This is a genomic window from Pseudomonas prosekii (genome assembly GCF_900105155.1).
GTDB lineage: Bacteria > Pseudomonadota > Gammaproteobacteria > Pseudomonadales > Pseudomonadaceae > Aquipseudomonas > Aquipseudomonas prosekii.
Window position 1 is genome coordinate 1,836,883 of sequence record NZ_LT629762.1, and the last position, 26,752, is coordinate 1,863,634.

Genomic DNA, 26,752 nt, shown 5'->3' on the forward strand with positions numbered 1-26,752 from the left:
AAACCGTAAGGATAAATTGTAAAGAATGTAAATTCGTCTCAAATAGCAACGTTTCGCAATTGATACAAATACCTGTTTACCCTATATTCCGCGACCTCAAATCCTTGGGGAGGGGAATTCCAATGTCACGCCAACAACCACAATTACCGGTCAGTTCACCACGTTTGCTCGCGTCTGCAATTGGTGTGGCGATCACTGCCGGCTCTGCTGGCCACATGGTTTTCGCCGCCGAGCCGACTGACGAAAAAGCATCGGGCAATGCAATTTCCCTCGACGCTACCGCGATCACTGGCGAAGCCCAGGACGCGACAACGTATAACGTCGAAAAAGCCTCCTCGCCCAAGTACACCGCACCGCTGGTGGACACGCCGCGCTCGGTCACGGTGATTCCGCAACAAGTGCTCAAGGACACCGGCGCACTGAACATGCAGGACGCGCTGCGCACCGTTCCGGGCATCACGTTCGGTGCCGGTGAAGGTGGCAACCCGCAGGGCGACCGGCCGTTCATTCGTGGTTTTGACGCCCAGGGCGATACCTATCTGGATGGCGTGCGCGATACCGGTTCGCAGAGCCGCGAAATCTTCGCCGTCGAATCGATTGAAGTCAGCAAGGGTCCGAACTCCGCCATCGGCGGTCGCGGCGCGGCAGGCGGCACCATCAACCTGGTGAGCAAAAAAGCGCACCTCGGCAATTCGTTTGACGGTGGTTACACCTTCGGTTCCGACCAGACTCAGCGTTACACCGTGGACGGCAATTATCAGTTCTCCGACAGCGCCGCCGGCCGTCTGAACCTGATGAGCCACGAAAGCAATGTCGCTGGCCGCGACAAAGTCGATTACGACCGCTGGGGCATCGCGCCTTCGCTGGCATTCGGCTTGGGCACCGACACCCGCGTCAACCTTGATTACTACCATCTGGAAAGCAACGACACGCCAGACTCGGGCATTCCGTACTCGATCCCGACCGCCGGTTCGGCTGCGCGGACCAAGTCCAACCCGGACAAACCGAATGCCGGCGGCGACCACAACAATTTCTACGGCCTCGACCGTGACTTCCGCAAGGGCCGCACCGACACCGCGACCTTCGCCATCGAGCACGATTTGAGCGACGCGCTGACCGTCAAGAACACCCTGCGCCACGGCAGCAGCATGCAGGATTACATCCTCACTCAGCCCGACGACAGCAAGGGCAACGTCAACAATGGCAGCGTCTGGCGCCGGGCCAACACCCGCGTGAGCAATACCGAAACCACCACTAACCAGACCGATCTGTTTGGCGACGTGTACATCGCCGGGTTCAAGAACAGCTTCTCGACCGGCATCGAGTTCAGCCGCGAGGAAAGTCAGAAGTCTTCGTACAGCGTCAACACCGACACGACCCCGCGCACTGCTGCCGCGACCACCAACTGCAACCCGGGATTGATCGGCGCACCGAGCGGCTACAACTGCACCTCGCTGGCCAATCCAAACCCGAACGATCCGTGGAACGGCGCGATCTCGCGCAACTACGCCGGGACCGACACCAAGGCCAATACCTACGCGTTGTATGTGTTCGACACGCTGGAATTGTCTGATCAGTGGCTGGTGAACATGGGCCTCCGCTACGACCATTTCGACACCCAGTACAAAACCTACAACGGCGCCGGCGCGACCACGGCCAAGGGCGATGACGTCAGCGAATTCGTCACCGGGCAGTTCGGCGTGGTCTACAAGCCTGCCGAAAACGGCAGCATCTACGCGTCTTACGCCACTTCGGCGACACCACCGGGCGCGACCCTCGGCGAAGGCATGGACGGCAACCCGCTGGGCGGCTCGACCGATCGCAGCGGCAACTTGCTGAGCAGCGACATGGAGCCGGAAACCACCAAGAACTACGAAGTCGGCACCAAATGGGATTTCCTCGACGAGCGCCTGTCGCTGACCGCCGACATCTTCCGCACCGAGAAGGACAACGCTCGCGTGCAGGTCGACACCACGTCGTATGAAAACGCCGGCACCACCCGCGTGCAAGGTGTCGAACTGTCGGCGACCGGCAAGCTCACCGATAAATGGCAGGTGTTCGCCGGTTACGCGTTCATGGACAGCGAGCAAGTCGACGGCGGCCCGCTGGGCAAGGCCAACGATGGCAATCAGCTGCCGAACACGCCGAAAAACAGCGCCAGCCTGTGGACCACTTACCAGGTCACGCCGAAGCTGACCATCGGTGGCGGCGCGTTCTATGTTGATGAGGTTTTCGGCAGCGTCGCCAACACGACGATGGTTGATTCCTACGTTCGCTACGACGCGATGGCCGCTTACAAGCTGAGCAAAAACGTCGATCTGCAATTGAACGTGCAAAACCTCACCGACGAAACCTACTACGACAAAGCGTTTTCGACCCACTTCGCCAACCAGGCCGCCGGTCGCACCGCATTGCTGAGCACCAACTTCCACTTCTGACAGCGCAATACCCTGTGGGAGCAGAGCTTGCTCGCGAAAGCGTCGTATCAGGCAACATCGATGTCGACTGACACGGCCTCTTCGCGAGCAAGCTTTGCTCCTACAGAAGCAGAGGCAGAAACCGCAGCCGGCCCCGTTCATCCAGGTGAACGGGGCTTTTGCGCGTAATAAAGAATGTTTCTCGACAACCCACGGCATAATGCGCGCCGTGATGACTATTTTCGAACGAACAAGGCGAGCGACGTGTTGAAGAAAACCCTGTTCCAGTTGCACTGGTTTTTTGGCATCAGCGCCGGACTGATCCTGGCCCTGATGGGCATCACCGGGGCAACGGTGTCGTTTCAGGATGAAATCCTGCGGGCGCTCAATCCTTCTGTGTTGCAGGTGGAAAAACAGGTCGCCGGGGTCCTGCCGCCGGCCGAATTGGTTGAACGCGTCGAAGCCGCGTCCGGCAAAAAAGTCTCGATGCTCTGGGTCGAGACCGACAGCGGCAACGCTGCCCGCGTGGTCTTCACCCCGCCACCGGGCGAACGTCGCGGCGAGATGCGCTACTTCAACCCGTACACCGCCGAATTCATGGGCGACGCCACCAGCCAGGGCTTCTTCGGCTTCGTCCTGCAACTGCACCGCTTCCTCGCAATCGGCGACACCGGTCGGCAAATCACCGGCGCGTGCACGCTGATCCTGGTGTTCTTCTGCCTCTCCGGACTGTACCTGCGCTGGCCGCGCCAATGGAACAAATGGCGCGCCTGGCTGACCCTCGACTGGAAGAAAAAGGGCCGCAGTTTCAACTGGGATTTGCACTCGGTGGCGGGCACCTGGTGCATGCTGTTTTACCTGTTGGCGGCGCTGACCGGGCTGACCTGGTCTTACGAGTGGTTCAACAAAGGCGTGACGCAATTGCTGTCGGACGCGCCGCAAAACGAGCGCGTGCGCAACCGTGGTCCGGCGCCGAGCGGCCCGGCGCCTGCTGCCGATTACGCGGCCATGTGGAGCAGCATCTACAGCGCCGCCGGCCCGCAACTGTCCGCTTACAACATCCGCATGCCGCCCGTGGCCGGCCAACCGGCGACCGTGTTCTATCTGCTGAACACTTCGCCGCATGACCGCGCGCTAAACCAGATCAGCCTCGACCCGGCCACCGGCATCGTCAAACGCCATGATCGCTACAGCGACAAGAGCCTCAAGGCGCAGTTGCTGACGAGCATTTACGCGCTGCACACTGGCAGTTATTTCGGCATCGTCGGGCGGATTATCCTGACCCTGACCGCGCTGAGCATGCCGCTGTTTTTCGTCACCGGTTGGTTGCTGTACCTCGACCGTCGGCGCAAGAAACGCCAGATCAAGGATGCACGCCAAGGCCTGGTGCAGCCGGGCAGCGATGCGCCGGCGTGGCTGATCGGTTTCGCCAGTCAGAGCGGTTTCGCCGAGCAATTGGCCTGGCAGGCCGCCGGCCAGTTACAGGCCGCCGGATTGCCGGTGAAGGTTGCGCCGCTGGCCAATGTCAGCGAGCAGGATCTGCTTGATTCCAGCAACGCGCTGTTTGTGGTCAGCACCTTCGGCGACGGCGAGGCGCCGGACAGTGCCCGTGGTTTCGAGCGCAAAGTGCTGGGCCGGGCGTCGAGCCTGCAAAGCCTGAACTACGGGGTGCTCGGCCTCGGTGATCGGCAGTATCAGCACTTCTGCGGTTTCGCCCGACGCTTGCATAACTGGCTTGGCGAACATGGCGGCAAGACCTTGTTCGCGCCGGTGGAAGTCGACAGCGGCGACCCCTACGCCTTGCGTCACTGGCAGCAGCAATTGGGCCTGCTGACCGGACAGGCGCCCGTGGACACCTGGCAAGCGCCGAGCTACGACAACTGGACGCTGACCCGCCGCAAACTGATGAACCCGGACAGCAGCGGTGCGCCGGTGTACTTGGTCGGCCTGAGCGCGCCGAATACCAGCAGTTGGCTGGCCGGCGACTTGGTGGAAGTGATGCCGCGCAATTGCCCGTGGGCCATCGAGCATTTCCTCGACGGGCTGGGCATTGATGGTCGCGCGATGGTCGAACTCGATGGCCTCGCGCAACCGCTGGATCAGGCACTCGCCACCCGCCAATTGCCCGAGAACCGCGCGCATTTGGTCGGTCTGCATGCGCAGGCCCTGGTGCAGGCATTGGTGCCGCTGGCGATGCGCGAATACTCCATCGCCTCGATTGCCGCTGACGGCATTCTGGAACTGATCGTGCGCCAGGAACTGCACCCCGACGGCAGCCTGGGCATCGGTTCTGGCTGGCTGACTGAACACGCGCCCGTGGGCGGCAGCATCAGTATGCGGGTGCGGCGCAACAGCAGTTTCCATCTGCCGGTCGAGCCCGTGCCGATGATTCTGTTGGGCAACGGCACCGGACTCGCCGGGCTGCGCAGCTTGCTCAAAGCGCGGATTGCCGATGGCCAGCAGCGCCATTGGCTGCTGTTTGGCGAGCGCAATCGCGAGCATGACTTTTTGTGCCGCGACGAGCTTGAAGGCTGGTTGATCGAGGGTGATCTGGAACGCCTCGATCTGGCGTTTTCGCGCGATCAGGAGGAGAAGGTCTACGTTCAGGATCGCTTGCGTGAATCGGCGGACCTGTTGCTGAAATGGCTGGATGAGGGCGCTGTGATCTACATCTGCGGCAGCTTGCAGGGTATGGCTTCTGGCGTGGATCACGTGCTCAACGAGCTGCTCGGGATTGAAGCGGTAGACCGCTTGATCGAACAAGGCCGCTACCGCCGCGACGTTTATTAAGGCGCCCCCTCACCCTAACCCTCTCCCCAAAGGGGCGAGGGGACTGACCGAGGTGTTCTTAGAGCTACATCGACCTGAAACATCGAGTCGACCTCAGGTCTTCAAACAACGCAAATCTGCCTTTCCTCCTCCCCACCGGGGAGAGGGGGCTGACCGAGGCGTTCTTAGAGCTACATCGACCTGAAACATCGAGTCGAAGTCATGTTCTGAAAACATGCGGCTTCGAGCCGAACTCCGACCTCGAAAACGATAGAGATCGGCCCCCTTTTCCCCTCTCCCCTCTGGGGAGAGGGTTGGGGTGAGGGGTCGATTTCAAGCCAAACGCCAAAACTCTGCCTACAGTAAAACCTCCATCCCCTTCACACGGACGTGAAGCATGCTCACCCGCCCTACCCTCGACCAGCGCCAATTCGCCCGTCAATTACGCGCTAACCAAACCGACTGCGAACTCCTGCTCTGGCAGAAGTTGCGCGCCCGACAAATCGCCAATCTGAAATTTCGCCGGCAGTTTCCATGCCCGCCGTATGTGCTGGATTTCTACTGTGCCGAATTGAAACTGGCGATAGAACTCGATGGTGGGCAGCACTATGAAACCTCGGGCAGGATTCATGATCAGCGGCGCACGCTCCACCTGCGGCAGAGAGGAATTGAGGTTGTCAGGTTCAGTAATCTGGAGGTGATTGAGCGGATGAGTGATGTGTTGGAACAGATCATCAGGATTGCTGCGAATCGAATGCCGTAATTCAGATCTGGAATCGCCCCTCACCCCAGCCCTCTCCCCAAAGGGGAGAGGGAGCCGACCGAAGTGTGTTGCGCTACACATCGACCTGAAAGATCGAGCCGAACCCAGGTTTTGAAAACGATAGAGATCAGCCCCCTCTCCCCAAAGGAGAGAGGGAGCCGACCGAGGTGTCTTGCGCTACACATCGGCCTGAAAGATCGAGTCGAACTCATGTTCTGAAAACATGCGGCTTCGAGCCGAACCCCGACCTCGAAGACGACAGAGATCGGCCCCCTTTCCCCCTCTCCCCTCTGGGGAGAGGGTTGGGGTGAGGGGTGGCTCTTGAAATCGAAGAAGATCAAACCGGCTGCAACCTCTGTTCAAACACGCTCACCCCATCCAGATCCCGCAACACCACGCTCATTTCGCCGCTCTGCCCTTCGATGTTCACTTCGCCGAAGAACTGGAATCCGGCAAACGGCGAGGTGTTTTGTGCCGGTGGGGCTTTCTCGAACACCACTTCCGGGCCAAAAGTTTTATCCAGTGGATTCGGCCCGAAGCTGCCGGCATTCAACGGCCCGGCGACGAATTCCCAGAATGGCTCAAAGTCCTGAAACGCCGCGCGGTCGGGGTGGTAATGATGCGCGGCGCAGTAATGCACATCGGCCGTCAGGAACACGAAATTGCGCACCTTCTGCGCGCGCAGATAACCGAGCAATTCGGCGATTTCCAACTCGCGGCCCTGCGCCGGTCCCGGGTCGCCATTGGCCACCGCTTCCCAGCGCGTGACACCCGCGCTGACCTCGCCATCCGGCACGCCGAGGCCAATCGGCATGTCCGCGGCAATGACTTTCCACTGCGCGGTCGAGGCTTGCAGCGACGTCTTCAGCCAGTCGAGTTGTTCGCGTCCGAGGAATGGTTTGGCGGCGCCGAGGTTGTCGTCATTCGCCTCGCGATAGCTGCGCATGTCCAGCACAAACACATCGAGCAGCGGCCCGTAACCGAGCTTGCGATAGATCCGCCCGCCGTTGTCAGCGCTCTGCAAACGCATCGGCGCGTATTCGAGCCAGGCCTGGCGCGCACGGCCGACCAGGCTGTGGATATCTTTGCTCTTGTAGCGCTCGTCCAGTTGCTTGCCCGGCGACCAATTGTTCACCACTTCGTGGTCGTCCCACTGCCAGATCTGCGGCACTTCGGCGTTGAAGCGGCGGACGTTTTCGTCCATCAAGTTGTAGCGATAATTGCCGCGATAGTCGTCGAGGGTTTCGGCGACTTGGCTTTTCGCTTCGCTGGTGATGTTGCGCCACACCCGGCCGCTTTCGGTGGTCAGTTGCGCCGGCACCGGGCCGTCGGCGTAGATGGTGTCGCCGCTGTGGATAAAGAAGTCCGGCAGACGCAGGCGCATCGCTTCGTAGATACGCATGCCGCCGATGTCCGGGTTGATCCCGAAACCCTGGCCGACGGTATCGCCGCTCCAGACAAACCGCAGGTCACGCCGAGCCGTCGGCACGCTGCGCAAATGACCGAACCACGGCTCGCTGGCGACGCCGCTTTGCGCGTCTTCAAAATGCACACGGTAGAAAATCGCCTGATCGGCGGGCAGGCCGCTGAGTTCGACGCGGGCGGTGAAGTCGGTGCGCGCGTCGGCCAGCGGCGAGACGAAACGTCGAGGGTTGGTGAACAGGCTGCGAGTATCCCATTCCACCACCATCCGCGCCGGCCGGTCGCTGCGGCTCCAGACCATCGCGCGGTCGCCGAGCAAATCGCCGGACTGCACGCCGTCGGTGAGTTGCGGGCGATCCTGAACCGATGCAATCACCGCTGGCGCCAGGCCCGGCAACAACAACCCGGCGCCGACCGCCTGAATGACGCGACGGCGACCGAGATCGAATTCGCTCATGGTGTTCTCCCTGGGAAAAGGAAAACTTAAGCATGTGCAGATGAAACCGCTGTGACACCCCACATCCCTTGTAGGAGCGAGGCTTGCCCGCGAAGGCGATCCAACAGTCAGCACATGTGTTGAATGCTAAACCGTCTTCGCGGGCAAGCCTTGCTCCTACAGGACAGGGGTGTCAGGCGTTGACCGGTTCTACCGCCAATTCCACCACTTCCGGCCGTTTCAGCAGCGCATACGTCACCGCCGTCAGCAGACTCCCGGCGACAATCGCCAGCAGATACAGCAGCGCGTGGTTAATCGCATTCGGGATCAGCAGCACGAACAAACCGCCGTGCGGCGCCATCAGCTTGCAGCCGAAATACATCGACAACGCACCGGTCAGCGCGCCACCGGCGATGCTCGCCGGAATCACCCGCAACGGGTCCTTGGCAGCAAACGGAATCGCCCCTTCGGAGATGAAGCACAGGCCCAGCACAAACGCCGCTTTACCGGCCTCGCGCTCAGTCTGGGCGAACTTGCGTCGGGCAATGAACGTGGCGATGCCGAGGCCAATCGGCGGCACCATGCCGGCGGCCATGGTCGCGGCCATCGGCGCATAACTCTGCGAGGCCAGCAGCCCCACCGAAAACGCATAAGCCGCCTTGTTGATCGGCCCGCCCAAGTCCACGCACATCATCCCGCCGAGCAACACACCGAGGAGAATCGCGTTGGTGGTGCCCATGCTGTCGAGGAAATGCGTCAGCGCTTCGAGCATCCCGGCGACCGGTTTACCGACCACGTAAATCATCACAAGACCGGTGAACAGACTCGCCAGCAACGGGATGATCAAAATCGGTTTCAGCGCTTCAAGACTTTGCGGCAAACGCGCATAACGATTGATCGCCTGCGCCGCGTAACCGGCAATGAAACCGGCAATGATCCCGCCGATAAAACCGGCGCCCAGGGTGCTCGCCAGCAGCCCGCCGATCATCCCCGGCGCGAGGCCCGGACGGTCGGCGATCGAGTAGGCGATATAGCCTGCGAGCAACGGCACCATCAGTTTGAACGCGGTCTCGCCGCCGATCTGCATCAGCGCCGCGGCGAGCGTGCCTTCTTCCTTGAACGCGGTGATGCCGAAGACGAACGACAACGCGATCATCAAGCCGCCCGCCACGACCATCGGCAGCATGAACGACACGCCGGTGAGCAGGTGTTTGTAGACGCCGGACTTCTCTTGTTTGGCCGGGCCTTTGGCGCCGCTCGCAGCGGTTTCCTGCTTGCCTTCGGCCAAGGCTTTATTGAGCGTGGCTTCGGACTGTTTCAGCGCGATGCCGGTGCCGCAGCGGTAAATCTTCTTGCCGGCGAAACGCTCGGTGGCGACTTCGATATCGCACGCCAGCAGCACCACATCGGCGTCGGCAATCGCCGCCGCGCTCAGTGGATTGCGCGCACCGACCGAGCCCTGGGTTTCGATCTGCAAGTCATAACCCAGACGCTTGGCCGCTTGCTGCAAGGCTTCGGCGGCCATAAAGGTGTGAGCAACGCCGGTCGGGCACGCGGTAATCGCGACCAGACGCGGGGCGTTTTTGGCGGCTGCAACCGCTTCGTCGGCCACATAAATTTCAGCTTCTTCAGCGCCACGCCGCAGCACCGCTTCAACGTCTTGCAGCGCTTGCGCCGGGGTGCTGCGAAACACGCGTTTGCCGACGAACCGCGACATGTCGACCGGCGTGCTGGTGACCAGCAACACCCACTCGGCGGACTCAAGGGTGGCCGCCGACAACTGGCGTTCCGGGTGCGCGGCGTCGACCACTTCGACGCTGGTGCTCCAGCCCTGACGCTGGGCCGCGGCGTCGAGCAACCGGGCGCACAGCACACTGGTGACCATGCCGTTGGGGCAGGCCGTAACGATGGCTAACTTCATGACAACCCCTCTTATTGTTCTGTCAGGAGGCGCACGCGCACGCCCTGTTCGAGCTGCGCCAGGTGCGCGACATCACTGATGCCGAAACCAATCTGCGTGACCGCCATCGCGGCAATCGCGGTGGCCGTGCGCAAGGTCTGTTCAGGCGTGTCGGCACTGAGCAAACCGTGGAGCATGCCGGCCAGCAGCGAGTCGCCGGCACCGACCGTGCTGACCACGCTGACCTTCGGCGGCGTGGCGTGCATCGCCGCGCCGACACTGAACCAATTGACGCCATCGGCGCCGTGGGAAATCACCACATGTTCGACGCCTTGCGCGTGCAAACGGCTGGCGGCCTGCGCCTGCGCGGTCACCGAAACCACTTCGCAACCGAGCGCTTCGGCGAGTTCTTCGGTGTTCGGTTTGATCAGCCACGGCGCGGCCGCCAACCCTGCGCGCAAGGCCTCGCCGCTGGTGTCCAGCGCCACGTTCAAGCCGAGATTTTTCAAGCGCACGATCAACCCCTGCAACCACTGCGCAGTGACCCCGCGCGGCAAACTGCCGGCAACCACCACGGCATCGTGGCCCGGCGCGATCTGCTCGAGCCGATCAAGCAACGCCTGTTGCGCGGCGGCGCTGACCTGCGGGCCGGGGCCGTTGATGTCGGTGATGCGCCCGTCGCTTTCAGCCAGTTTGATATTGCTGCGGGTCTCGCCGGGCACGCGAATGAACGCGTCGACAAAACCGCGTTTGGCGAACAGGGTTTCGAACGCTTGCAGGTTGTCTTCACCGAGAAAACCGCTGACCGTCAGTTGATGCCCGAGGTCGGCGAGCACTTGCGCGACGTTCACGCCTTTACCGGCGGCGTGCGTGTGCATCTCGTCGCTGCGGTTGACCTGACCGGGCGCCAGCGCCGGCAATTCGACGGTGAGGTCGAGTGCCGGGTTGAGGGTCAGGGTTAGAATCTTGGCCATTACAGGGCCTCCACTAATGCGCGCACTTCATTGGCGCTGCCCACGGCCAAGGCCTCTTGGGCGAGAATTTGCGTCTGGGCCAGGTCGAGTTCGCGGATGCGTGCCTTGACCTCGGCGATGCTGCGTCCGGAAACACTGAGCTCGTCGACACCGAGGCCGACCAGCACCGGCACCGCCAGCGGGTCCGCCGCCAGTTCGCCGCACACGCCGACCCATTTGCCATTGGCATGCGCGGCACGCACGGTGATGTCGATCAGTTGCAGCACCGCCGGGTGCAAGCCGTCAGCCTGGGCCGACAAGGTCGGGTGCCCGCGATCGATGGCCAAGGTGTATTGGGTCAGGTCGTTGGTGCCGACGCTGAAAAAGTCCACTTCCTTGGCCAGCACCGGCGCCAGCAACGCTGCCGACGGCACCTCGATCATGATTCCCAGTTGCAGATCGGCGACCGGGATTTCCAGGCGCAAGCGCTCAGTCATGTCGCGCGCCTGCCGCCACTCATCGACGCTGCCGACCATCGGAAACATGATCCGCAATGGACGGTTGTCGGCAGCCCGCAGCAAGGCGCGCAATTGCGCTTCCATGATCTGCGGACGTTGCAGGGTCAGGCGAATCCCGCGCACGCCGAGGAACGGATTTTCTTCCTTTTCAATCGGCCAGTACGGCAGCGGTTTATCGCCACCAACGTCGAGCGTGCGCACCACCAATGGCCGACCGGCGAGACCATCGAGGACGCGGCGGTATTCGATTTCTTGCGTGGCCTCGTCCGGCGCTTGCGAATGCGCCATGAAGATCAATTCGGTACGGAGCAAACCGATGCCTTCGGCGCCCTGCTCGACCGCAGCAGTAACCCCGGCGCTTTCACCGATATTGGCGAACACTTCGACCGCGTGGCCATCGCGGGTCAGCGCCGGTTGATGACGCTGTTCGGCGGCGGCTTTCAAGCGTTGTTCGCGGGTGTCACGCTCTTCGGTGGCGCGCTGCAGCGTTGCAGCATCGGCGTCGACGTGCAGGCGACCGCGCTGGCCGTCGATCAGCAACGGCGTGCCCGGCGCCAGCAGCAACACCGCTGCACCGGCACCGACCAAGGCCGGAATGCCCAAGGCGCGGGCGACGATGGCGCTGTGTGCCGTGGCGCCACCGCGAGCGGTGAGAATCCCGGCCACGCGCGCCGGATCAAGACGCGCGACGTCGGACGGGCCGACCTCGTCCATCACCAGAATGTACGGTTGCTCGGGTTCGCTCGGGGTCTCGATGCCGCACAGTTGCGCCAGCACGCGACGGCCGATATCACGCAAATCGGCGGCACGCTCGGCGAGCAGCGCGTCCTTGAGCGATTCCTGTTGTTTGGCCGCCGCTTCGATCACCGCCATCCACGCCGCTTCAGCGCTTTCGCCCTGCTTCAGGCGCGTGTCGACTTCATCGGTCAATTCCGGGTCGTCGAGCATTTCCTGGTGCGTGATGAAGATCTCGCGAATCGCCTTGGATTTGCTGCGTTCGATCAAACCTTGAATGTCGCGCCGAACATCCGCCAGCGCACTGTGCAGACGCTCGCGTTCGACCGCCGCAGACTCGCCGCGCAGCGGGTAATCGATGGCTTGCAGCACTTGAATATGCGCCGGGCCGATGGCGATGCCGGGCGCCGCGGCGATGGCCTGAATCAGGCTGCCGGACTTGGGCGCCAGCAGCACTTCGGCGACATCGGCAAACACTTCGCGTTGCTGACTGACTGCCGGCAGCGGCTCGACTTCTTCGCCGAGGCCTTCTTCGATAGCCGCCAACAGCGCCGGCAAGGCATCTGCGGCAATGCTTGGCTCAGCAATAAATTCCAGCACCTGACCGCGTCGCGCGCCGAGGCTCAGCAGTTTGCTCAGGCTCTTCACCGACACCGCGCTGTCCGCGCCATCGACGATGCGCACACGAATCTCGCCGTCAAAGTTCTTCGCCAATTGCGCGAGGATCTTCGCCGGGCGCGCGTGCAAACCGTGGGCGTTGGCCAGGGCAATGCGCGCGCTCGGCCAATCGACCGGCACTTCACCGCCGAGCACTTCGAGGACTTTGCGGCTGCTGGTGGCGCGGCCCAATTCGTGGCCGCGCCCTTCGATCAGCAATGCGCACAGTCGCTCGAGCAACGCCTGATGCGCTTCGCCAAGGCTGGCGAGGCAGAACAGGCCGCTCAATGGCTGGCCGAGGTAGCGCATCGGTTTGTCCGGGGTGACGAACGCCAGTCCCGGGCGCTTGACCGTTTGTTCGCTGTGCAGCCACCACAAGCCATCACCCAGCGGCAGCGCTTCGACTTGCTGCAACACCGCAGCGAAACCGTTGCTCACGCAATCGGCCTGACGCAGCAGACGCGCGCCGCGCCAGACCAGTTCTTCGAAGTCATCGGCCGACACGCCGAGGCCGATCATTTGCGCGTCCAGGGCCAATTCCTGCGGCGCGCCCTGGAGCAATTTGAGCAACGCTTCGGCGCTGCTGGCGCGGCGCAAGGCCTCGCCCAGATCGGTCTCGCCGAGGGCACGGGTCAGCAGTTGCAGCAAGCGCAGGTGTTCATCGGATTTGGCGGCGATGCCGATCGCCAGGTAGACGATCTGGCCATCACCCCAATCCACACCTTCGGGAAATTGCATCAGGCGCACGCCAGTGGTGAACACCTGATCGCGGGTTTCCGGGGTGCCATGGGGGATCGCAATACCTTGACCGAGAAAGGTCGAGCCCTGCGCTTCGCGCGCCTGCAGACCGGCGAGGTAACCCTCGGCGACCAACCCGTCGGCGACCAGATGCTGGGCCAGCAGGTGCAGCGCGGCGGACTTATCCACAGCCGTCTGAGCCATGGATATCTGCTCTATGGTGAGCTCGAGCATGCTTTCTCCTTTTTGGCGCCAAGGGGCGCCAGGTATTGTTCTGAATGAATCAGCTTTGAATTGAATCAGCTTAGGCTTTTTGCGCACACTTGGCGGTTTCGCGGCAGAACCGGCCAATGCAGCCTTAACGCAGAAAATACGCTTGCTGAAACGTTTAATCTAGAAAGTTTGGCACGTTACTCGATTATGACTCATCCTAGAAGTCCAACTTGTCGGATGCGGTGCGACATGGGTCGCCTGCCTGAATCGGGTAGGATTGGCGAAAATGTCGGGGCAAGCTCGAAAAAACAAGGAATTCCCGAGTTGAAACTCAGTGATATCGCACAGTTGGCCGGCGTGTCCGTGACCACCGCCAGTTATGTCATCAATGGCAAAGCTACCCAGCAACGCATCAGCAGCGCGACGGTCGAGCGCGTGCGCGCGGTGGTCGAGCAGCATGGTTTTACCCCTAATCCGCAAGCCGCCGGTTTGCGCAGTCGGCACACCCGCACGCTGGGTTTCATTCTGCCGGATCTGGAAAACCCCAGTTACGCGCGCATCGCCAAGCTCTTGGAGCAAGGCGCCCGCGCACGCGGCTATCAATTGCTGATCGCCAGTTCCGACGATGCGCCGGACAGTGAGCGGCAGTTGCTCAAGCTGTTTCGTGCACGGCGCTGCGATGCGCTGATCGTCGCCAGTTGCCTGCCAACCGATGACGACAGTTATCGCCAGTTGCAGGCCAAAGGCATGCCGATCATCGCCATCGACCGGGTCATGGAGCCAGAGCATTTCTGTTCGGTGATCAGCGATGACCGCGAGGCCAGTCTGCACCTGACCCAGAGCCTGCTGCAGCCGTTGCCCAAGCAGATCGCGCTGATCGGCGCGCGTCCCGAGCTGAGCATCAGCCAGGAACGGGCCGCCGGGTTCAAGCAAGCGCTGGCCGGGTTCAAGGGTGAAATCTTCATTGAGCAAGGCGAGTCGTTCAGCCGCGAGTGCGGCAAACAACTGATGGAAGAATTACTCCAGCGCCTGGGGCATTTGCCGGATGCGCTGGTGACGACTTCCTACGTATTGCTGCAAGGCGTGTTCGACGCTTTGCATGACTTCCCGTTGAAAACCCGGCCGCTGCGCCTCGGCACCTTCGGCGATACGCAGTTGCTGGACTTCCTGCCGTTGCCGGTCAACGCCATGGCCCAGCAGCACCAGTTGATCGCTGATAAAGCGCTGGAACTGGCGTTGGCCGCCATCGAACAATCGGATTATCAGCCGGGCGTGCAGGCCATCGCGCGGACTTTCAAGCAGCGCATTTTGCAGGACTGAACCGTGCAGCTGATCGACAGCCACACTCACCTGGATTTTCCGGATTTCGACGCCGATCGCCCGGCGCTGCTGGAACAAAGCCGCGCCCTCGGGGTGCGGCAGATGGTGGTGCTGGGGGTTTATCAGGGCAATTGGCAGCGGGTCTGGGATCTGGTCTTGAGCGATGCCGATTTGCACGCGGCGTTCGGTTTGCACCCGGTGTATCTGGATCAGCATCAACCCGAAGACCTGACAGCGCTCGGTGATTGGCTGACGCGCCTGGCCGGTCATCGGCAGTTGTGCGCGGTGGGCGAGATTGGCCTGGATTACTTCATCGAAACCCTTGACCGCGAGCGCCAGCAGGCATTGTTCGATGCGCAGTTGCAGTTGGCGGCGGATTTCAATCTGCCGGCGCTGATTCATGTGCGTCGCAGCCACGCGGCGGTGATCGCCACGCTCAAGCGTTTTCGCCTGAAACGCGCGGGGATCATCCACGCGTTCGCCGGCAGCCAGGAAGAGGCGCGCGAATACCTCAAGCTCGGTTTCAAACTCGGCCTCGGTGGCGCCGCGACCTGGCCGCAGGCGTTGCGCATGCACAGGGTTTTGGCGCAGTTGCCGCTCGATGCAGTGGTGCTGGAAACCGACTCGCCGGACATGGCGCCGGCGATGTTTCCCGGTCAGCGCAACAGCCCGGCGCACTTGCCGGCGATCTGTGCGGCGCTGGCCAACATTATGGCGATCAGCCCTGAGCAACTGGCGGCGGCGAGCACGGCGAATGCCTGCGAATTGTTTAACTGGTAGGTAGTTGCACTCATTCCCTGTGGGAGCGAGCTAGCTCGCGATGGCGCTGTGTCAGTCATCATCAATGTTGACGGTCAGTACGCCATCGCGAGCAAGCTTCGCTCCCACAGGGGATTGCGGGGTAATCAGACGCGGAATGCGCTGATCAGTTGTTTCAGTTCCAGCACTTGCGCCGACAATGCGCGGCTGGCGTTTTCGGTCTGATGCGCGCCCTCGGCGGTGCGCTCACCGGCGCGGTTGATCTCGACGATGTTCTGGTCGATGTCGTGGGCCACCGCCGTTTGCTGCTCCACGGCAGCGGCGATTTGCTGGTTCTGGTCGACGATCATGCCGACCGCGCCGAGGATGTTTTCCAGCGCTTGCTGGACCTTCTCCGACTGCCCGACCGTGCCACTGGCCATCTGATGACTGACGCCCATGGCTTTCACCGCCGCGCCCACTCCGCCGTGGAGCTTGGCAATCATCTGCTCGATTTCTTCGGTGGATTGCTGAGTGCGCTTGGCCAACGTGCGCACTTCATCCGCCACCACCGCAAAGCCCCGGCCCTGCTCGCCCGCCCGCGCCGCTTCGATGGCCGCGTTGAGCGCCAGCAGGTTGGTTTGTTCGGCGATGCTTTTGATCACCTCGAGTACCCGGCTGATCGACTGGCTGTCGCTGGCCAATTGATTGATCACCAGCACCGACTGATCAATCTCAGTCGCCAGCGCGGCAATGCTGCCCTGCTGCGATTCGACCAAACCGCGACCGCTGAGCGTTTCGTCATTGACGCTGTGCGCGCTGCTGACCGCGGCTGCCGCACTGCGCGCTACTTCCAGTGAAGTCGCAGACATCTGGTTCATCGCCGTGGCGACCTGCTCGATCTGGCTGCGTTGCCCGGCGACGGCTTGGTTGCTCTGCGCAGAAACGTCCTGCACTTGCCCGGCCTGACGTTCGACTTCGCCGACGGTGCGGCCGACGCGCTCGATCAAGTCATGGATCTTCTTCACCGTGCCGTTGAACACTTCGCCCAACTCGCCCAGCTCATCGCGGCTGTTGGCGTGGAACGTCACGGTCATGTCGCCGGCCGCGACGTTGTCCATCATCGCCCCGAGGTTTTTCAGGGTGGTGCGGGTCGACGCGTAGAAGCCGCCGTAGAGGTAAAAGATCAGCACAAACACCACCGACAACGCCACGGCCTGCAACACCATGTGCATGCGGTTTTGCTCCAGCCGTTGCTGCAACTGGGTGCCGAGGAATTTCAGGGTCGCTTCGTTGAGCTGGTAGGTCTGCTCCATCAGGCCGCTGACCTGATCGTAAAACGCCGGCCACGGCGCATCGAGCGTGTCGGCCATCACCACTTGTTCTTCGAACAGTTCGCTGGCCTTTTTCAGCGAGGCCTTGCTGGTTTCGGCCTGGGCGGCGAGGGTTTGATTCGCGGCTTTGCTGGAGCCCAGCGCGTCTTGCAGTTTCAGCCCGTATTCAGCCTGGAGCTTTTCGATTTGCGCGAGCAATTCATCAAAACGCGTGCTCGATGCCGAATTGAGAAAGCCCTGCCCCAGCGACAACGAACCCATGGCCCGGCCCTCGCCGAGAATCTGCGTGACCGGCGGGGTGACGTTGGTGATCAGCTCACTGAGCTGGCGCATGTCGCTTTGCGTGTCGCGACTGAGGCCGGCCTGGCTGGTGATGATCTGACTGAAAATCTGCGCGCTGCCGAGCAGTTTGCCGATCAGCGCGCTTTTGCTTTGCAGAGAGTTTTCCGCTTGCTGGGCCTTGAACGCAGCGATCATTTCGTCGCGTTTGGCGTCGAACGCGCTGATCTGCTCGGGGTCGGTGCTCATCGCCGCCAACCCTTGCAAGCGCGCGAGGACGCTCTGCTCCAGCGCGCTGATCTTGCTCTCGACATCACCGGCCTTGCCGGATTGGCCGAGGGTGACGTCGATCTGCACCAGATTGTTCAGAGTTTCCAGGTCGCGGCGCAGGGTCAGGCTGCTGCCCAGCAGGTCGAGGCTTTGCAATTCGATTTGGGTGCCCTGGAATTCACGATAGGAATCGCGCACCAGGTAGAAGTTGGTCACCAGCATCGGCACCAGGAACAGCACGCTGATCAGGCTGAACTTCATGCCGAAGCTCAAGCGGTTCATCAGCGCGACAGCAGGATAGAGCAAGCTCTTCACTGTGAAGTCTCCCTTGGATTTCTTATTTTTATTGGCAGGCGCACAGACACAGCAGATAGCCACTATTGGGCGCCATGTCTGTATAGCTTAAATCGGCGGGAGTTTTTGTAACTTAAGGTTAACGGCAGGATGGCGGGCTTCACGTCTCAATCGGATTCCTGTGGCGAGGGGGTTTACCCCCGTTGGGTGGCGCAGCCGCCCCAGTCATCAACGATTAGACTGCGGGCAAAGGATTTGCGACTGCTGCGCAGCCGAACGGGGGTAAACCCCCTCGCCACATGATTGCCATGCCGAAAATATTGCTGACTCAGGGCAACACCGTCCAGAGCGCAAATCCGGCATACCAGAGCACTGCCGCGCGCAGCAGCAATTCCCACAGGCGATCGAGGCTGTTGATGCCATCCGGTCCGACCACCGGTGCAGGGATTTCTCCGGCGACCAGGCCGACTTTTTCGATCAACTGCGCGGCGCTGATGTTCCAGTTCAGCAGTTCGTGCAGCATCACCCGTCCGACCGCGACAAAGTTGCCGACCAGCGCAAAACTCCCCGCCAGCAAGCGCACCGGCACCCAATCAAAGGCATGCCGCAATTGCGCGGCGCGCTCGACCACTGCCGGGTTCTGCCCGTGCTCCTCGGCGAGGGCGAGCAAGCGATAACTCAGCGCGGCGACCGGGCCCAACAGGAAGTACCAGAAAATCACCGCAAAGAAGCTTTGATAGGCCTGCCACAACAGGTGCGCCTGCACCCGCTCCAGCAATTGCTCGCCATCCTCGGCGCAGATATCGAGGTCGCGTTTGGCCACGTGCGTCGCGGCTTGCAGGTCTTCGCGACGCCAGGCATCGCGAAACGGCCCGAGCTGGCCGAGCAGATCGCCGCGACCCAAACTGTAAATCACCACCAGCAGATGCACCGGCAACGCCAGCAAACCGTAAGCCACCGGTTGCAGCACGATCAACAGCAAACCGAGCAGCGCCACCGGCAGCAATACCAGAATGATCAACACCAGCCACGGATGGTCCTTGAGACGAGGGCTGGCTTCGAGTTTGTGCAGTTCGCGCAACCAGCCGCCATCACGTTGGAGACGATGGCGCAGGGCCGAGAATTTCTCGATCCAGACCGCCAACAGCAACACCAGAAAACTCATTGTTGTTCCTCTTTTGCCAGGGCGGCGCGGTAGCGTGCCCAGTCGAACGCAGGTCCCGGGTCAGTCTTGCGCCCCGGAGCGATGTCGCTATGCCCGCAAATGCGCTGCGCGGTAATCCCGCTGAAAGCGCTTTGCAGCTGTCGGGTCAGGGTCGTCAGCGCCAGATATTGCGCATCGGTGAACGGCAGATCATCGGTGCCTTCCAGCTCGATACCCACGGAAAAATCATTACAGAATTCCCGTCCCTCGAAGTTCGAGACGCCGGCATGCCAGGCGCGCTCAAGACAGGAGACAAACTGAGTGACGGTGCCGTCACGTTCGATCAGAAAATGCGCAGAAACGCGCAGCTCGGCAATCCCTTCAAAGTAAGGATGCTCGGTGACATCCAGACGATTCTGGAAAAACTCCTGGACCTTGCCGGTGGCGAATTGGGCGGGCGGCAGGCTGATGTTGTGGATCACCAGCAGGGAGATTTCTTCCGAGGGGCGCGCATTGAAGTTGGGTGACGGGCAGATATCAACGCCCTGGCACCAACCGCTCGCGGGGTCCAACTGCATACAGGTTCCTTCAACGACAATCGTGTTGGCGCCCAGTATGCCGCGATAGACCCTCCGCGCGCGATCACTTGGCGTGATTGAGACGGCGCAAGTTGCCGATCACCGATTCCAGCGCCCGATCAAACAGCAGCGTATCGTCCAGCGTGCGCACCGCGCCGCGACGAAACTCCAGCGCCAACCCGTTACGACTGCGCTCCAGCACTTTCATGCCGGTGCGATTGACGAAAATGTATTTGCCGGTGGCATCGATGACCGCTGCCAGTTTGCAGCGCAGGGTGTTGTCCTCGTCTTCCTGAAACTCCACCCAACTGCCGACCCGCAAGCGCTCGACTTCGAGCAGACCGGCATCGTTAGCCGGCAAGCGCAGCGACGTCGGGTCAACCGTACCTTCATCAGCGGTACGCAGGACGATTTCTTCAACCACTTCGACCATCACCGGTGTTTCATTCGCAGGCGCCGACGGTTGCGCCGGGCGCTCGAACAATTGCACGTGCAAGGTTTCCAGTTCGGCGAAGAATTCGCTGGTGGCAAACGGATCGAACGCCGAACTGCTGAGGCCATCGCGCAGCGCTTTAAGCAAACCCGGGACCAGCGACAACAGCCGCAGGTTGGCGTCGGCCTCGTCGTGGCGCTGCACGCTCCAGATCAGTTGCGCCATGGTTTGCACATCGGCCTGCCATTCGACGGACTGGTCGCCATGCTTGAGGCACGTCAGCATCAGCACTTTGCTCCAGGCATTCTGGACAAACGCCACCACTGCTTGCGGCAACAGCTTGCCCAGCAGCGCTTCATTCAATGCTTGCTCGACACGCTGGCGCGCCAGTTCGGTTTTCGCCCGGCCCTCTTCGGCGTCGCGGGTGCGTTGCTCCAACAGCTCGCTGCGCCGACGCTCATCGCTGGTGAACGCGAGGAAGTCCGCGAGCAACTCGGAGAAAATCGCCGGGTCATCGACAAAGTCGTTCAACAGCCGCTGCACCACTTGCTCGATGCGCAGGTAAAGAGTGTCGCGCTCATGGTCATCACACTCGCCCCAGCCCATGGCTGCGGCGGCGATTTCATTGAGCAGGCGCCGCGCCGGGTGGCTGCTGCGGCTGAAAAAGCTTTTGTCGACGACCGCGACCTTGAGCATCGGAATCTGCAAACGGCCGATCAGCGCTTTGAGCGAGTCCGGCAGGTTGCGGTCATCGAGGATGCATTCAAACAACATCGCGATGAGGTTGATCACGTCTTCATCGGCAACCCCAACCACCCGCGACTTGCCGCTTTTGACGCTGACTCGAGTGAGCAATTGTTCGAGCTGATTGCGCAGATCGAAGTCGTCCTGCGCCGCCGGGTCGGGCACGTATTGCTGCAAGTGTGAGAGCAGGCGCATCAGGTCGCGCGTGGAAATCGGTTGCGGCGGCACGCTGGCTTCGAGGGTCGGTGCCACGGTGCCGCGCACGTGAAAGAGTAATTCCTGCAACGCGGCGAACACTTCCTGCACGCTTTCGTCGATGTGCGTGTGGCCAGGCCTGGCGCTGGCGTCGGCCGGTTCAGCCTGCGCACTGGCGATCGCGCGATCAGTAGCGCGCCGCGCCGGCGCCGGTTTGAGTTCGGGCAACACGCCCGTGGCGATCAACAGTTGATTGGCTTCGGCGTAGAGCTGATCGGCGCTGCTGAGCACATAGCGCTCGAACAGTTTGAGGATGATCAGCTTGACCTTGATCTCCACGCCCAGATTGCGCCCGGCCTGCAGAAAGTATTCGCAGAGCATCGCCGGGCCCAACGGATTGTGCTGTTCGAGCAACTCTTTGCCCAACAACACGCTCAGCCGCGTGGTCAGTTGATCGAGAGCAAAACCGTCGCGATTCATCACTTTGCTGACCATCGCTTCCACGGCGACGCTGCGCTCAAGGTCGTCGTTGGGCAGCGGCGCGTCGGGATCAAACGTCAACGTGTGCGTCAGCGGCAGGACTGAGCGGCTGACGTCGTATTGAGTGAGGCTGACAAAGGCCTCGAAGAATAGCTCGAGAAAGCCGCGCTCAATGCTTTTACGCTTGAGGCGCAAATCGCGCATGGCTTCGAAAAAGATGTTCTGCTCGACGTCGTTGCGGGCGCGGTCGGCCATTTCAAACAGGGTGTCGTCGGCGTTATCGAACAGTTCCTGCAAACCATGGCGCAACTGCTGCGCAGCCTTGTCGCGAACCTGAAGCAGAATCACAGGCAGGCGGGCGAGCGGCGAATGATTCGCCTCGGTAGCGGCCTTGTGCAAAGGCACTACATTCCCGTCGTTGTGCATCCAAGCCTCCTGAAACGGTGATTCTTCGGTTCGGTGAGAAAGTTCGTCCGCGCAAGCCTCACAGCCGACGCTCAACGGGGACCAGTGCCACCCGTTGCCCTTTATGAATTGGGAAATCCCGCGCGACGTCAAAGGCATGACGTCAAATACAAGTCGGATTATCGGCAAATCGCGAAGCTTGTGCCAGCGGACTCTCTGGCTCACGTTTAAATAGACGTATGTAACAGACCGTCACTTAAGGTTTTATGCTCACGCGATTCGACCAAATGCAGGTTTCAAATCCAAGTGCGTGCCTTGGACGCCTTGGGTTGCTTCGCGTCATGCCCCTATAATCGAGCCACTTTGTTTGTGGAGCCCGTTATGCCGAATCTACGCCTCGCCGATTTGACCGCCGAAATCGAAGCCAACGTGCGCCGTGCGTTGCTCGAAGACATCGGCAGCGGCGACATCACCGCGCAACTGATCCCGGCCGAACGTCTGGCCAAAGCCACCATCATCACCCGCGACGAGGCCGTGATCAGCGGCACGGCGTGGGTCGATGCGGTTTTTCGGCAACTGGACCCGCGCGTTGCGGTGCACTGGCAGGTGCGCGACGGCGAACGGGTGAAAGCCAATCAGGCGCTGTTTCATCTGGAAGGCCCGGCGCGCTCGCTGCTGACCGGTGAACGCTGCGCGCTGAATTTCCTGCAATTGCTTTCCGGCGTGGCGACTCGCGCACAGTTTCTGGCGGATTTCGTCGCGCAGACTCAGGTGAAGCTGCTCGACACGCGCAAAACCCTGCCCGGCCTGCGTCTGGCGCAGAAATACGCGGTAACCTGCGGCGGCTGCCACAACCACCGGATCGGCTTGTACGACGCATTCCTGATCAAGGAAAACCACATCGCCGCATGCGGCGGCATTGAGCAAGCGATCAACGCCGCGCACAAGATTGCGCCGGGTAAACCGGTGGAAATCGAAGTGGAAAGTCTTACGGAATTGAAAGAGGCACTGGCTGCCGGCGCCGACATCATCATGCTCGACGAATTGAGCCTGGATGACATGCGCGAAGCTGTGCGCCTGAACGCCGGCAAGGCAAAACTGGAAGCCAGCGGCGGGATCAACGAAAGCACACTGCTGCCGATCGCCGAAACAGGTGTGGATTACATTTCGATTGGTGCGATGACCAAGGATGTGAAGGCTGTGGACCTGTCGATGCGCTTGAGTTTGTAAACCTGTAGGAGCATGGCTTGCCCGCGATGGCGATTTCGCAATCGCTATCGCGGGCAAGCCATGCTCCTACAAGGTGATCGGCGCAAGAATGTGTCAGACCACCAGATTATTCATCTCGCAGTATTCTTCCCACTCGACGCCCAGCACTTCGGCCGCCTCTTTGTGCAGGACCAACCGCGCCTCCTCAAACTCTTCAGGAGTCGAGGTGTACTTGAGCGTCAGTTCCCACGGCTGCAAGCCCTGGGATTCCGCTTCATCCTCGAACGCCCACTGAATCTGGTCTTTCTGATCGTCGGCGGGCAGGTCCTTGATCTCGTCAGCTAGCTGCGGACACTCCAGCACGTACTTCTTCAGGGCTTCTTCGTGCCTGGCTTCCTGGGTCAATTCTTTAACAGTCATGTCGTTCTCGCTGATCTGGGGAATGGAAGATGGATCTGGATCATCAAGGATCTCTCTGACGCAAATAACCGCGTAAAGCCCGGTTTGTCTGGCCTTCAGAACCATTCGGGATCATCTGAAAACAGCTTTGGGTCGCTCGTGCGAGTTCCGAATATAGGACCTTTGGCGGACGATTTATATGCATCTTTACATCAAATTCACAAAAAAAAGCCCGCCTCCCCCGGCGACAGCTATTTTGTGCGGGGCTCAGGAACAAGTTTCAAAAAGCCGAGTCATAGCGATGTGCCATATAGGCACTCCTTAAGGAACTCAGGTGATGCGCAATTTCCCCAAGCTTTCGTCCACCCTGTATGCAACTGGCATGGCTGCCCTTTTCCTCGGTAACGTCGCGCTGCCGAATACGGCGCAGGCGATCGAGCTGAGCTCCGACAGCACGTCTTACACCGACACGGTCGTGGCGCTGCACGATAAGAACGGCAAGAAAGTACTGGTCGATACGCGCTTCAACGCCGACACGCTCTCCGAGATGCGCGACACCGTAAAATCCAACACTGACCAAATCGACAAGCTGAAGAAGACTGTCAGTGAACAAACCACCCTCATCGAAGACCTGCGGCGCGCTACCGGGACAAGCAACGGTCCGAGCAGCGATGAAATCACCAAGCTCAAGCGGACCGTCGAGGAGCAGGACAAAGAGCTGAAGAAACTCAACAGCCAACTGGAAGACATGAAGAAAGCCAACGGTTCGAGTTCCAGCTCAAGCTCCAGCGAAGTCAATGACCTCAAGCGCAAAACCAGCGAACAGGACAACGAGCTGAAAAAACTTGCCAGCCAGGTCGAAGACCTCAAGCGCAGCGCCGGGTCGAGCTCCAGCTCAAGTTCCAGTGATATGTCGAGTCTGAAGCGGGAAATGAGTGACCAGAACAGTCAGATGGACCAACTGAAGCGCTCGATCGAGGAAGTGCGAAGCAAGGTGAAGTAACAACAGGAATGGTGCCCGAGACAGGAATCGAACCTGCGACCTTCGCGTTACGAGTGCGCTGCTCTACCGGCTGAGCTACACGGGCGGTGAGCTAAACCTAGCATCGCGATTGCAGGCCGGCAAATATCCAGGGCACTTTCCCGCACACAGCAAAACGCCCCGAACCAGTCGGGGCGTTTTGTTATTCAGCGGTCAAGCGCGGGGGTGATTAAACGCCCGATGCCTTGGCTGCTGCTACGTCTTTGATCGACAGCTTGATACGGCCGCGGTTGTCCACGTCCAGTACCAGTACTTCTACTTCCTGGCCTTCTTTCAGGATGTCGGTCACTTTCTCAACGCGAGCATCGCTCAACATCGAGATGTGAACCAGACCGTCCTTGCCAGGCAGGATGTTGACGAATGCGCCGAAGTCGACGATGCGCTCAACCTTGCCGACGTAGATCTTGCCGATTTCAGCTTCTGCGGTGATGCCCAGAACGCGCTGACGTGCTGCTTCAGCCGCTTCCTTGGTTTCGCCGAAGATCTTGATCGAACCGTCGTCTTCGATGTCGATCGAAGCTTTGGTTTCTTCGCAGATCGCACGAATGGTTGCGCCACCTTTACCGATAACATCACGGATTTTGTCGGTGTCGATTTTCATCGCGATCATGGTCGGAGCATTTTCCGACAGTTCGGTACGGGACTGACCAATGATCTGGTTCATCTGACCGAGGATGTTCAGGCGCGCGTCCAGGGCTTGGCCCAGAGCGATTTCCATGATTTCTTCGGTGATGCCTTTGATCTTGATGTCCATCTGCAGCGCGGTAACACCTTTGGCGGTACCGGCTACTTTGAAGTCCATGTCGCCGAGGTGATCTTCGTCGCCGAGGATGTCGGTCAGGATGGCGAACTTCTCGCCTTCTTTAACCAGACCCATGGCGATACCGGCAACCGGTGCCTTCATCGGAACGCCGGCATCCATCAGGGCCAGGGAAGCGCCGCAGACCGAAGCCATCGAGCTCGAACCGTTGGATTCGGTGATTTCCGATACCACGCGAATGGTGTACGGGAACACGTCGGCAGCAGGCAGCATGGCAGCAATCGAACGACGGGCCAGACGGCCGTGACCGATTTCGCGACGACCAGCGCCACCCATGCGACCACATTCACCTACCGAGAACGGCGGGAAGTTGTAGTGCAGCATGAACGGGTCTTTTTTCTCGCCTTCCAGGGTGTCCAGCAGTTGTGCGTCACGGGCGGTGCCCAGTGTTGCAACGACCAGAGCCTGAGTTTCGCCACGGGTGAACAGCGCCGAACCGTGGGTCTTTGGCAGAACACCGACTTCGATGTTCAAAGGACGGACAGTTTTGGTGTCGCGACCGTCGATACGTGGCTTGCCGTTAACGATGTTCTCGCGAACGGTGCGGTATTCGATTTCGCCGAACGCCGCTTTGACTTCAGCGGAAGTCGGTTGGCCTTCTTCACCGGACAGCTTGGCGACGACCTGATCCTTCAACTCACCCAGGCGAGCGTAACGGTCGGCCTTGATGGTGATGGTGTAAGCCTGGGAGATTGCGTCGCCGAACTCGGCGCGGATAGCACCCAGCAGCGCGGTAGCTTCTGGCTGTGGAGCCCAGGTCCAGGTTGGCTTGGCAGCTTCAGCGGCCAGTTCTTTGACGGCGTTGATCACCACCTGGAACTCGTCGTGAGCAAACAGTACCGCGCCCAGCATCTGGTCTTCGGTCAGCTCTTTGGCTTCCGATTCAACCATCAACACGGCTTCCGACGTACCGGCAACGACCATGTCCAGGCTCGAAGCTTTCTGTTGTTCGTAAGTCGGGTTCAGCAGGTAGCCGGTGCTTTCGTGGAACGCAACGCGGGCAGCGCCGATCGGGCCATCGAAAGGAATACCGGAGATTGCCAGGGCAGCCGAGGTACCGATCATCGCAGCGATGTCCGGATCGGTCTTTTTGCTGGTGGAAACGACGGTGCAGACAACCTGCACTTCGTTCATGAAGCCTTCTGGGAACAGCGGACGGATCGGACGGTCGATCAGTCGGGAAGTCAGGGTTTCTTTCTCGGAAGGACGGCCTTCACGCTTGAAGAAACCGCCAGGGATCTTACCGGCAGCGTAAGTCTTTTCCTGGTAGTGAACGGAAAGAGGGAAAAAGCCTTTGCCTGGATCGGCTTGCTTGGCACCAACGACAGTCACCAACACGCTGACGTCGTCGTCAACGGTGACCAATACTGCGCCGGAGGCCTGACGGGCGATACGGCCAGTCTCGAGGGTAACGGTCGACTGACCGAACTGGAATTTTTTGATTACCGGGTTCACGGTGTCCTACCTTCTTTGTGGCTCTTGGGGAACTTGTCTTCTTGCGAAATTCTTGGGCAATGTCGGGAATCGGCCCAACGCCTGTCCAGGGT

Annotated in this window: 17 protein-coding genes and 1 tRNA gene; 7 read left to right on the forward strand and 11 right to left on the reverse strand. The window is 60.7% G+C overall.

Annotation, left to right across the window (positions count from 1 at the left end; translation table 11 throughout):
• Positions 1-122 precede the first annotated feature (122 nt).
• The 3 genes from BLU01_RS08550 to BLU01_RS08560 all read left to right on the forward strand — a co-directional run bounded on the left by BLU01_RS08550 (position 123) and on the right by BLU01_RS08560 (position 5,949).
• Positions 123-2,438, forward strand: coding sequence for a TonB-dependent receptor (locus BLU01_RS08550; RefSeq protein WP_092273426.1), 2,316 nt, complete (start codon positions 123-125; stop codon positions 2,436-2,438).
• Between the two features lie 243 nt (positions 2,439-2,681).
• Entirely contained in the window at positions 2,682-5,207 is a 2,526-nt protein-coding gene (locus BLU01_RS08555) for a PepSY domain-containing protein (RefSeq protein WP_092281527.1), read from the forward strand.
• 376 nt (positions 5,208-5,583) lie between these two features.
• Complete coding sequence (locus tag BLU01_RS08560) at positions 5,584-5,949, forward strand: endonuclease domain-containing protein (protein ID WP_092273429.1); 366 nt, start codon at positions 5,584-5,586, stop codon at positions 5,947-5,949.
• Between the two features lie 337 nt (positions 5,950-6,286).
• Here BLU01_RS08560 and BLU01_RS08565 read toward each other — a convergent pair whose 3' ends face one another.
• The 4 genes from BLU01_RS08565 to ptsP form a co-directional block, all read right to left on the reverse strand.
• On the reverse strand, positions 6,287-7,828 hold the full coding sequence (locus BLU01_RS08565) for an alkaline phosphatase D family protein (RefSeq protein ID WP_092273432.1): 1,542 nt from the start codon (positions 7,826-7,828) through the stop codon (positions 6,287-6,289).
• Between the two features lie 172 nt (positions 7,829-8,000).
• The gene (locus BLU01_RS08570; protein WP_092273435.1) at positions 8,001-9,728 is read right to left on the reverse strand and encodes a PTS fructose-like transporter subunit IIB; all 1,728 of its coding nucleotides are present in this window, start codon (positions 9,726-9,728) and stop codon (positions 8,001-8,003) included.
• 11 nt (positions 9,729-9,739) lie between these two features.
• Entirely contained in the window at positions 9,740-10,681 is a 942-nt protein-coding gene (gene pfkB / locus BLU01_RS08575) for a 1-phosphofructokinase (RefSeq protein WP_092273438.1), read from the reverse strand.
• A complete protein-coding gene (gene ptsP, locus BLU01_RS08580) occupies positions 10,681-13,542 on the reverse strand; it encodes a phosphoenolpyruvate--protein phosphotransferase (RefSeq protein WP_092273441.1) in 2,862 nt (953 codons plus the stop codon). The genes pfkB and ptsP overlap by 1 nt, the downstream gene beginning before the upstream one ends.
• A gap of 303 nt (positions 13,543-13,845) precedes the next feature.
• On the opposite strand from ptsP, the gene cra reads away from it, so the two are divergent.
• Both cra and BLU01_RS08590 read left to right on the forward strand, forming a co-directional pair.
• Complete coding sequence (gene cra, locus BLU01_RS08585) at positions 13,846-14,841, forward strand: catabolite repressor/activator (RefSeq protein WP_092273444.1); 996 nt, start codon at positions 13,846-13,848, stop codon at positions 14,839-14,841.
• Positions 14,842-14,844: 3 nt separating this feature from the next.
• Entirely contained in the window at positions 14,845-15,621 is a 777-nt protein-coding gene (locus tag BLU01_RS08590; RefSeq protein ID WP_092273447.1) for a TatD family hydrolase, read from the forward strand.
• 125 nt (positions 15,622-15,746) lie between these two features.
• Here BLU01_RS08590 and BLU01_RS08595 read toward each other — a convergent pair whose 3' ends face one another.
• The 4 genes from BLU01_RS08595 to BLU01_RS08610 form a co-directional block, all read right to left on the reverse strand.
• Complete coding sequence (locus BLU01_RS08595) at positions 15,747-17,777, reverse strand: methyl-accepting chemotaxis protein (RefSeq protein WP_092273450.1); 2,031 nt, start codon at positions 17,775-17,777, stop codon at positions 15,747-15,749.
• Between the two features lie 307 nt (positions 17,778-18,084).
• Positions 18,085-18,921: a regulatory signaling modulator protein AmpE gene (gene ampE / locus BLU01_RS08600; protein WP_092273454.1), complete on the reverse strand. Its 837-nt coding sequence runs from the start codon at positions 18,919-18,921 to the stop codon at positions 18,085-18,087.
• Positions 18,918-19,478 carry a 1,6-anhydro-N-acetylmuramyl-L-alanine amidase AmpD gene (ampD, locus tag BLU01_RS08605; RefSeq protein WP_092273457.1) on the reverse strand — a complete coding sequence of 187 codons (561 nt, stop codon included), beginning with the start codon at positions 19,476-19,478 and terminating at the stop codon, positions 18,918-18,920. Before ampD ends, ampE begins: the two co-directional genes overlap by 4 nt.
• Positions 19,479-19,542: 64 nt before the next feature.
• Positions 19,543-21,756, reverse strand: coding sequence for a DUF1631 domain-containing protein (locus BLU01_RS08610; protein ID WP_092273460.1), 2,214 nt, complete (start codon positions 21,754-21,756; stop codon positions 19,543-19,545).
• A 360-nt stretch (positions 21,757-22,116) separates the two neighbouring features.
• Between BLU01_RS08610 and nadC the strand changes: the two genes are divergently transcribed.
• Complete coding sequence (gene nadC, locus BLU01_RS08615; protein ID WP_092273463.1) at positions 22,117-22,965, forward strand: carboxylating nicotinate-nucleotide diphosphorylase; 849 nt, start codon at positions 22,117-22,119, stop codon at positions 22,963-22,965.
• 93 nt (positions 22,966-23,058) lie between these two features.
• On the opposite strand, the gene BLU01_RS08620 is transcribed toward nadC, so the two are convergent.
• Entirely contained in the window at positions 23,059-23,364 is a 306-nt protein-coding gene (locus BLU01_RS08620; protein ID WP_092281529.1) for a DUF6388 family protein, read from the reverse strand.
• A gap of 316 nt (positions 23,365-23,680) precedes the next feature.
• On the opposite strand from BLU01_RS08620, the gene BLU01_RS08625 reads away from it, so the two are divergent.
• Positions 23,681-24,346: a hypothetical protein gene (locus BLU01_RS08625; RefSeq protein ID WP_092273466.1), complete on the forward strand. Its 666-nt coding sequence runs from the start codon at positions 23,681-23,683 to the stop codon at positions 24,344-24,346.
• A gap of 9 nt (positions 24,347-24,355) precedes the next feature.
• On the opposite strand, the gene BLU01_RS08630 is transcribed toward BLU01_RS08625, so the two are convergent.
• A tRNA-Thr gene (locus BLU01_RS08630) sits at positions 24,356-24,431 on the reverse strand.
• A gap of 123 nt (positions 24,432-24,554) precedes the next feature.
• Entirely contained in the window at positions 24,555-26,660 is a 2,106-nt protein-coding gene (gene pnp / locus BLU01_RS08635; protein WP_092273469.1) for a polyribonucleotide nucleotidyltransferase, read from the reverse strand.
• Between the last annotated feature and the right edge of the window lie 92 nt (positions 26,661-26,752).

Bases quoted from the DNA above. Each gene is read 5' to 3' on its own strand.
- BLU01_RS08550 (WP_092273426.1), top strand. From the start codon at position 123: ATGTCACGCCAACAACCACAATTACCGGTCAGTTCACCACGTTTGCTC.
- BLU01_RS08560 (WP_092273429.1), top strand. From the start codon at position 5,584: ATGCTCACCCGCCCTACCCTCGACCAGCGCCAATTCGCCCGTCAATTA.
- BLU01_RS08565 (WP_092273432.1), bottom strand. From the start codon at position 7,828: ATGAGCGAATTCGATCTCGGTCGCCGTCGCGTCATTCAGGCGGTCGGC.
- BLU01_RS08570 (WP_092273435.1), bottom strand. From the start codon at position 9,728: ATGAAGTTAGCCATCGTTACGGCCTGCCCCAACGGCATGGTCACCAGT.
- pfkB (WP_092273438.1), bottom strand. From the start codon at position 10,681: ATGGCCAAGATTCTAACCCTGACCCTCAACCCGGCACTCGACCTCACC.
- ptsP (WP_092273441.1), bottom strand. From the start codon at position 13,542: ATGCTCGAGCTCACCATAGAGCAGATATCCATGGCTCAGACGGCTGTG.
- ampE (WP_092273454.1), bottom strand. From the start codon at position 18,921: ATGAGTTTTCTGGTGTTGCTGTTGGCGGTCTGGATCGAGAAATTCTCG.
- ampD (WP_092273457.1), bottom strand. From the start codon at position 19,478: ATGCAGTTGGACCCCGCGAGCGGTTGGTGCCAGGGCGTTGATATCTGC.
- BLU01_RS08610 (WP_092273460.1), bottom strand. From the start codon at position 21,756: ATGCACAACGACGGGAATGTAGTGCCTTTGCACAAGGCCGCTACCGAG.
- nadC (WP_092273463.1), top strand. From the start codon at position 22,117: ATGCCGAATCTACGCCTCGCCGATTTGACCGCCGAAATCGAAGCCAAC.
- BLU01_RS08620 (WP_092281529.1), bottom strand. From the start codon at position 23,364: ATGACTGTTAAAGAATTGACCCAGGAAGCCAGGCACGAAGAAGCCCTG.
- BLU01_RS08625 (WP_092273466.1), top strand. From the start codon at position 23,681: ATGCGCAATTTCCCCAAGCTTTCGTCCACCCTGTATGCAACTGGCATG.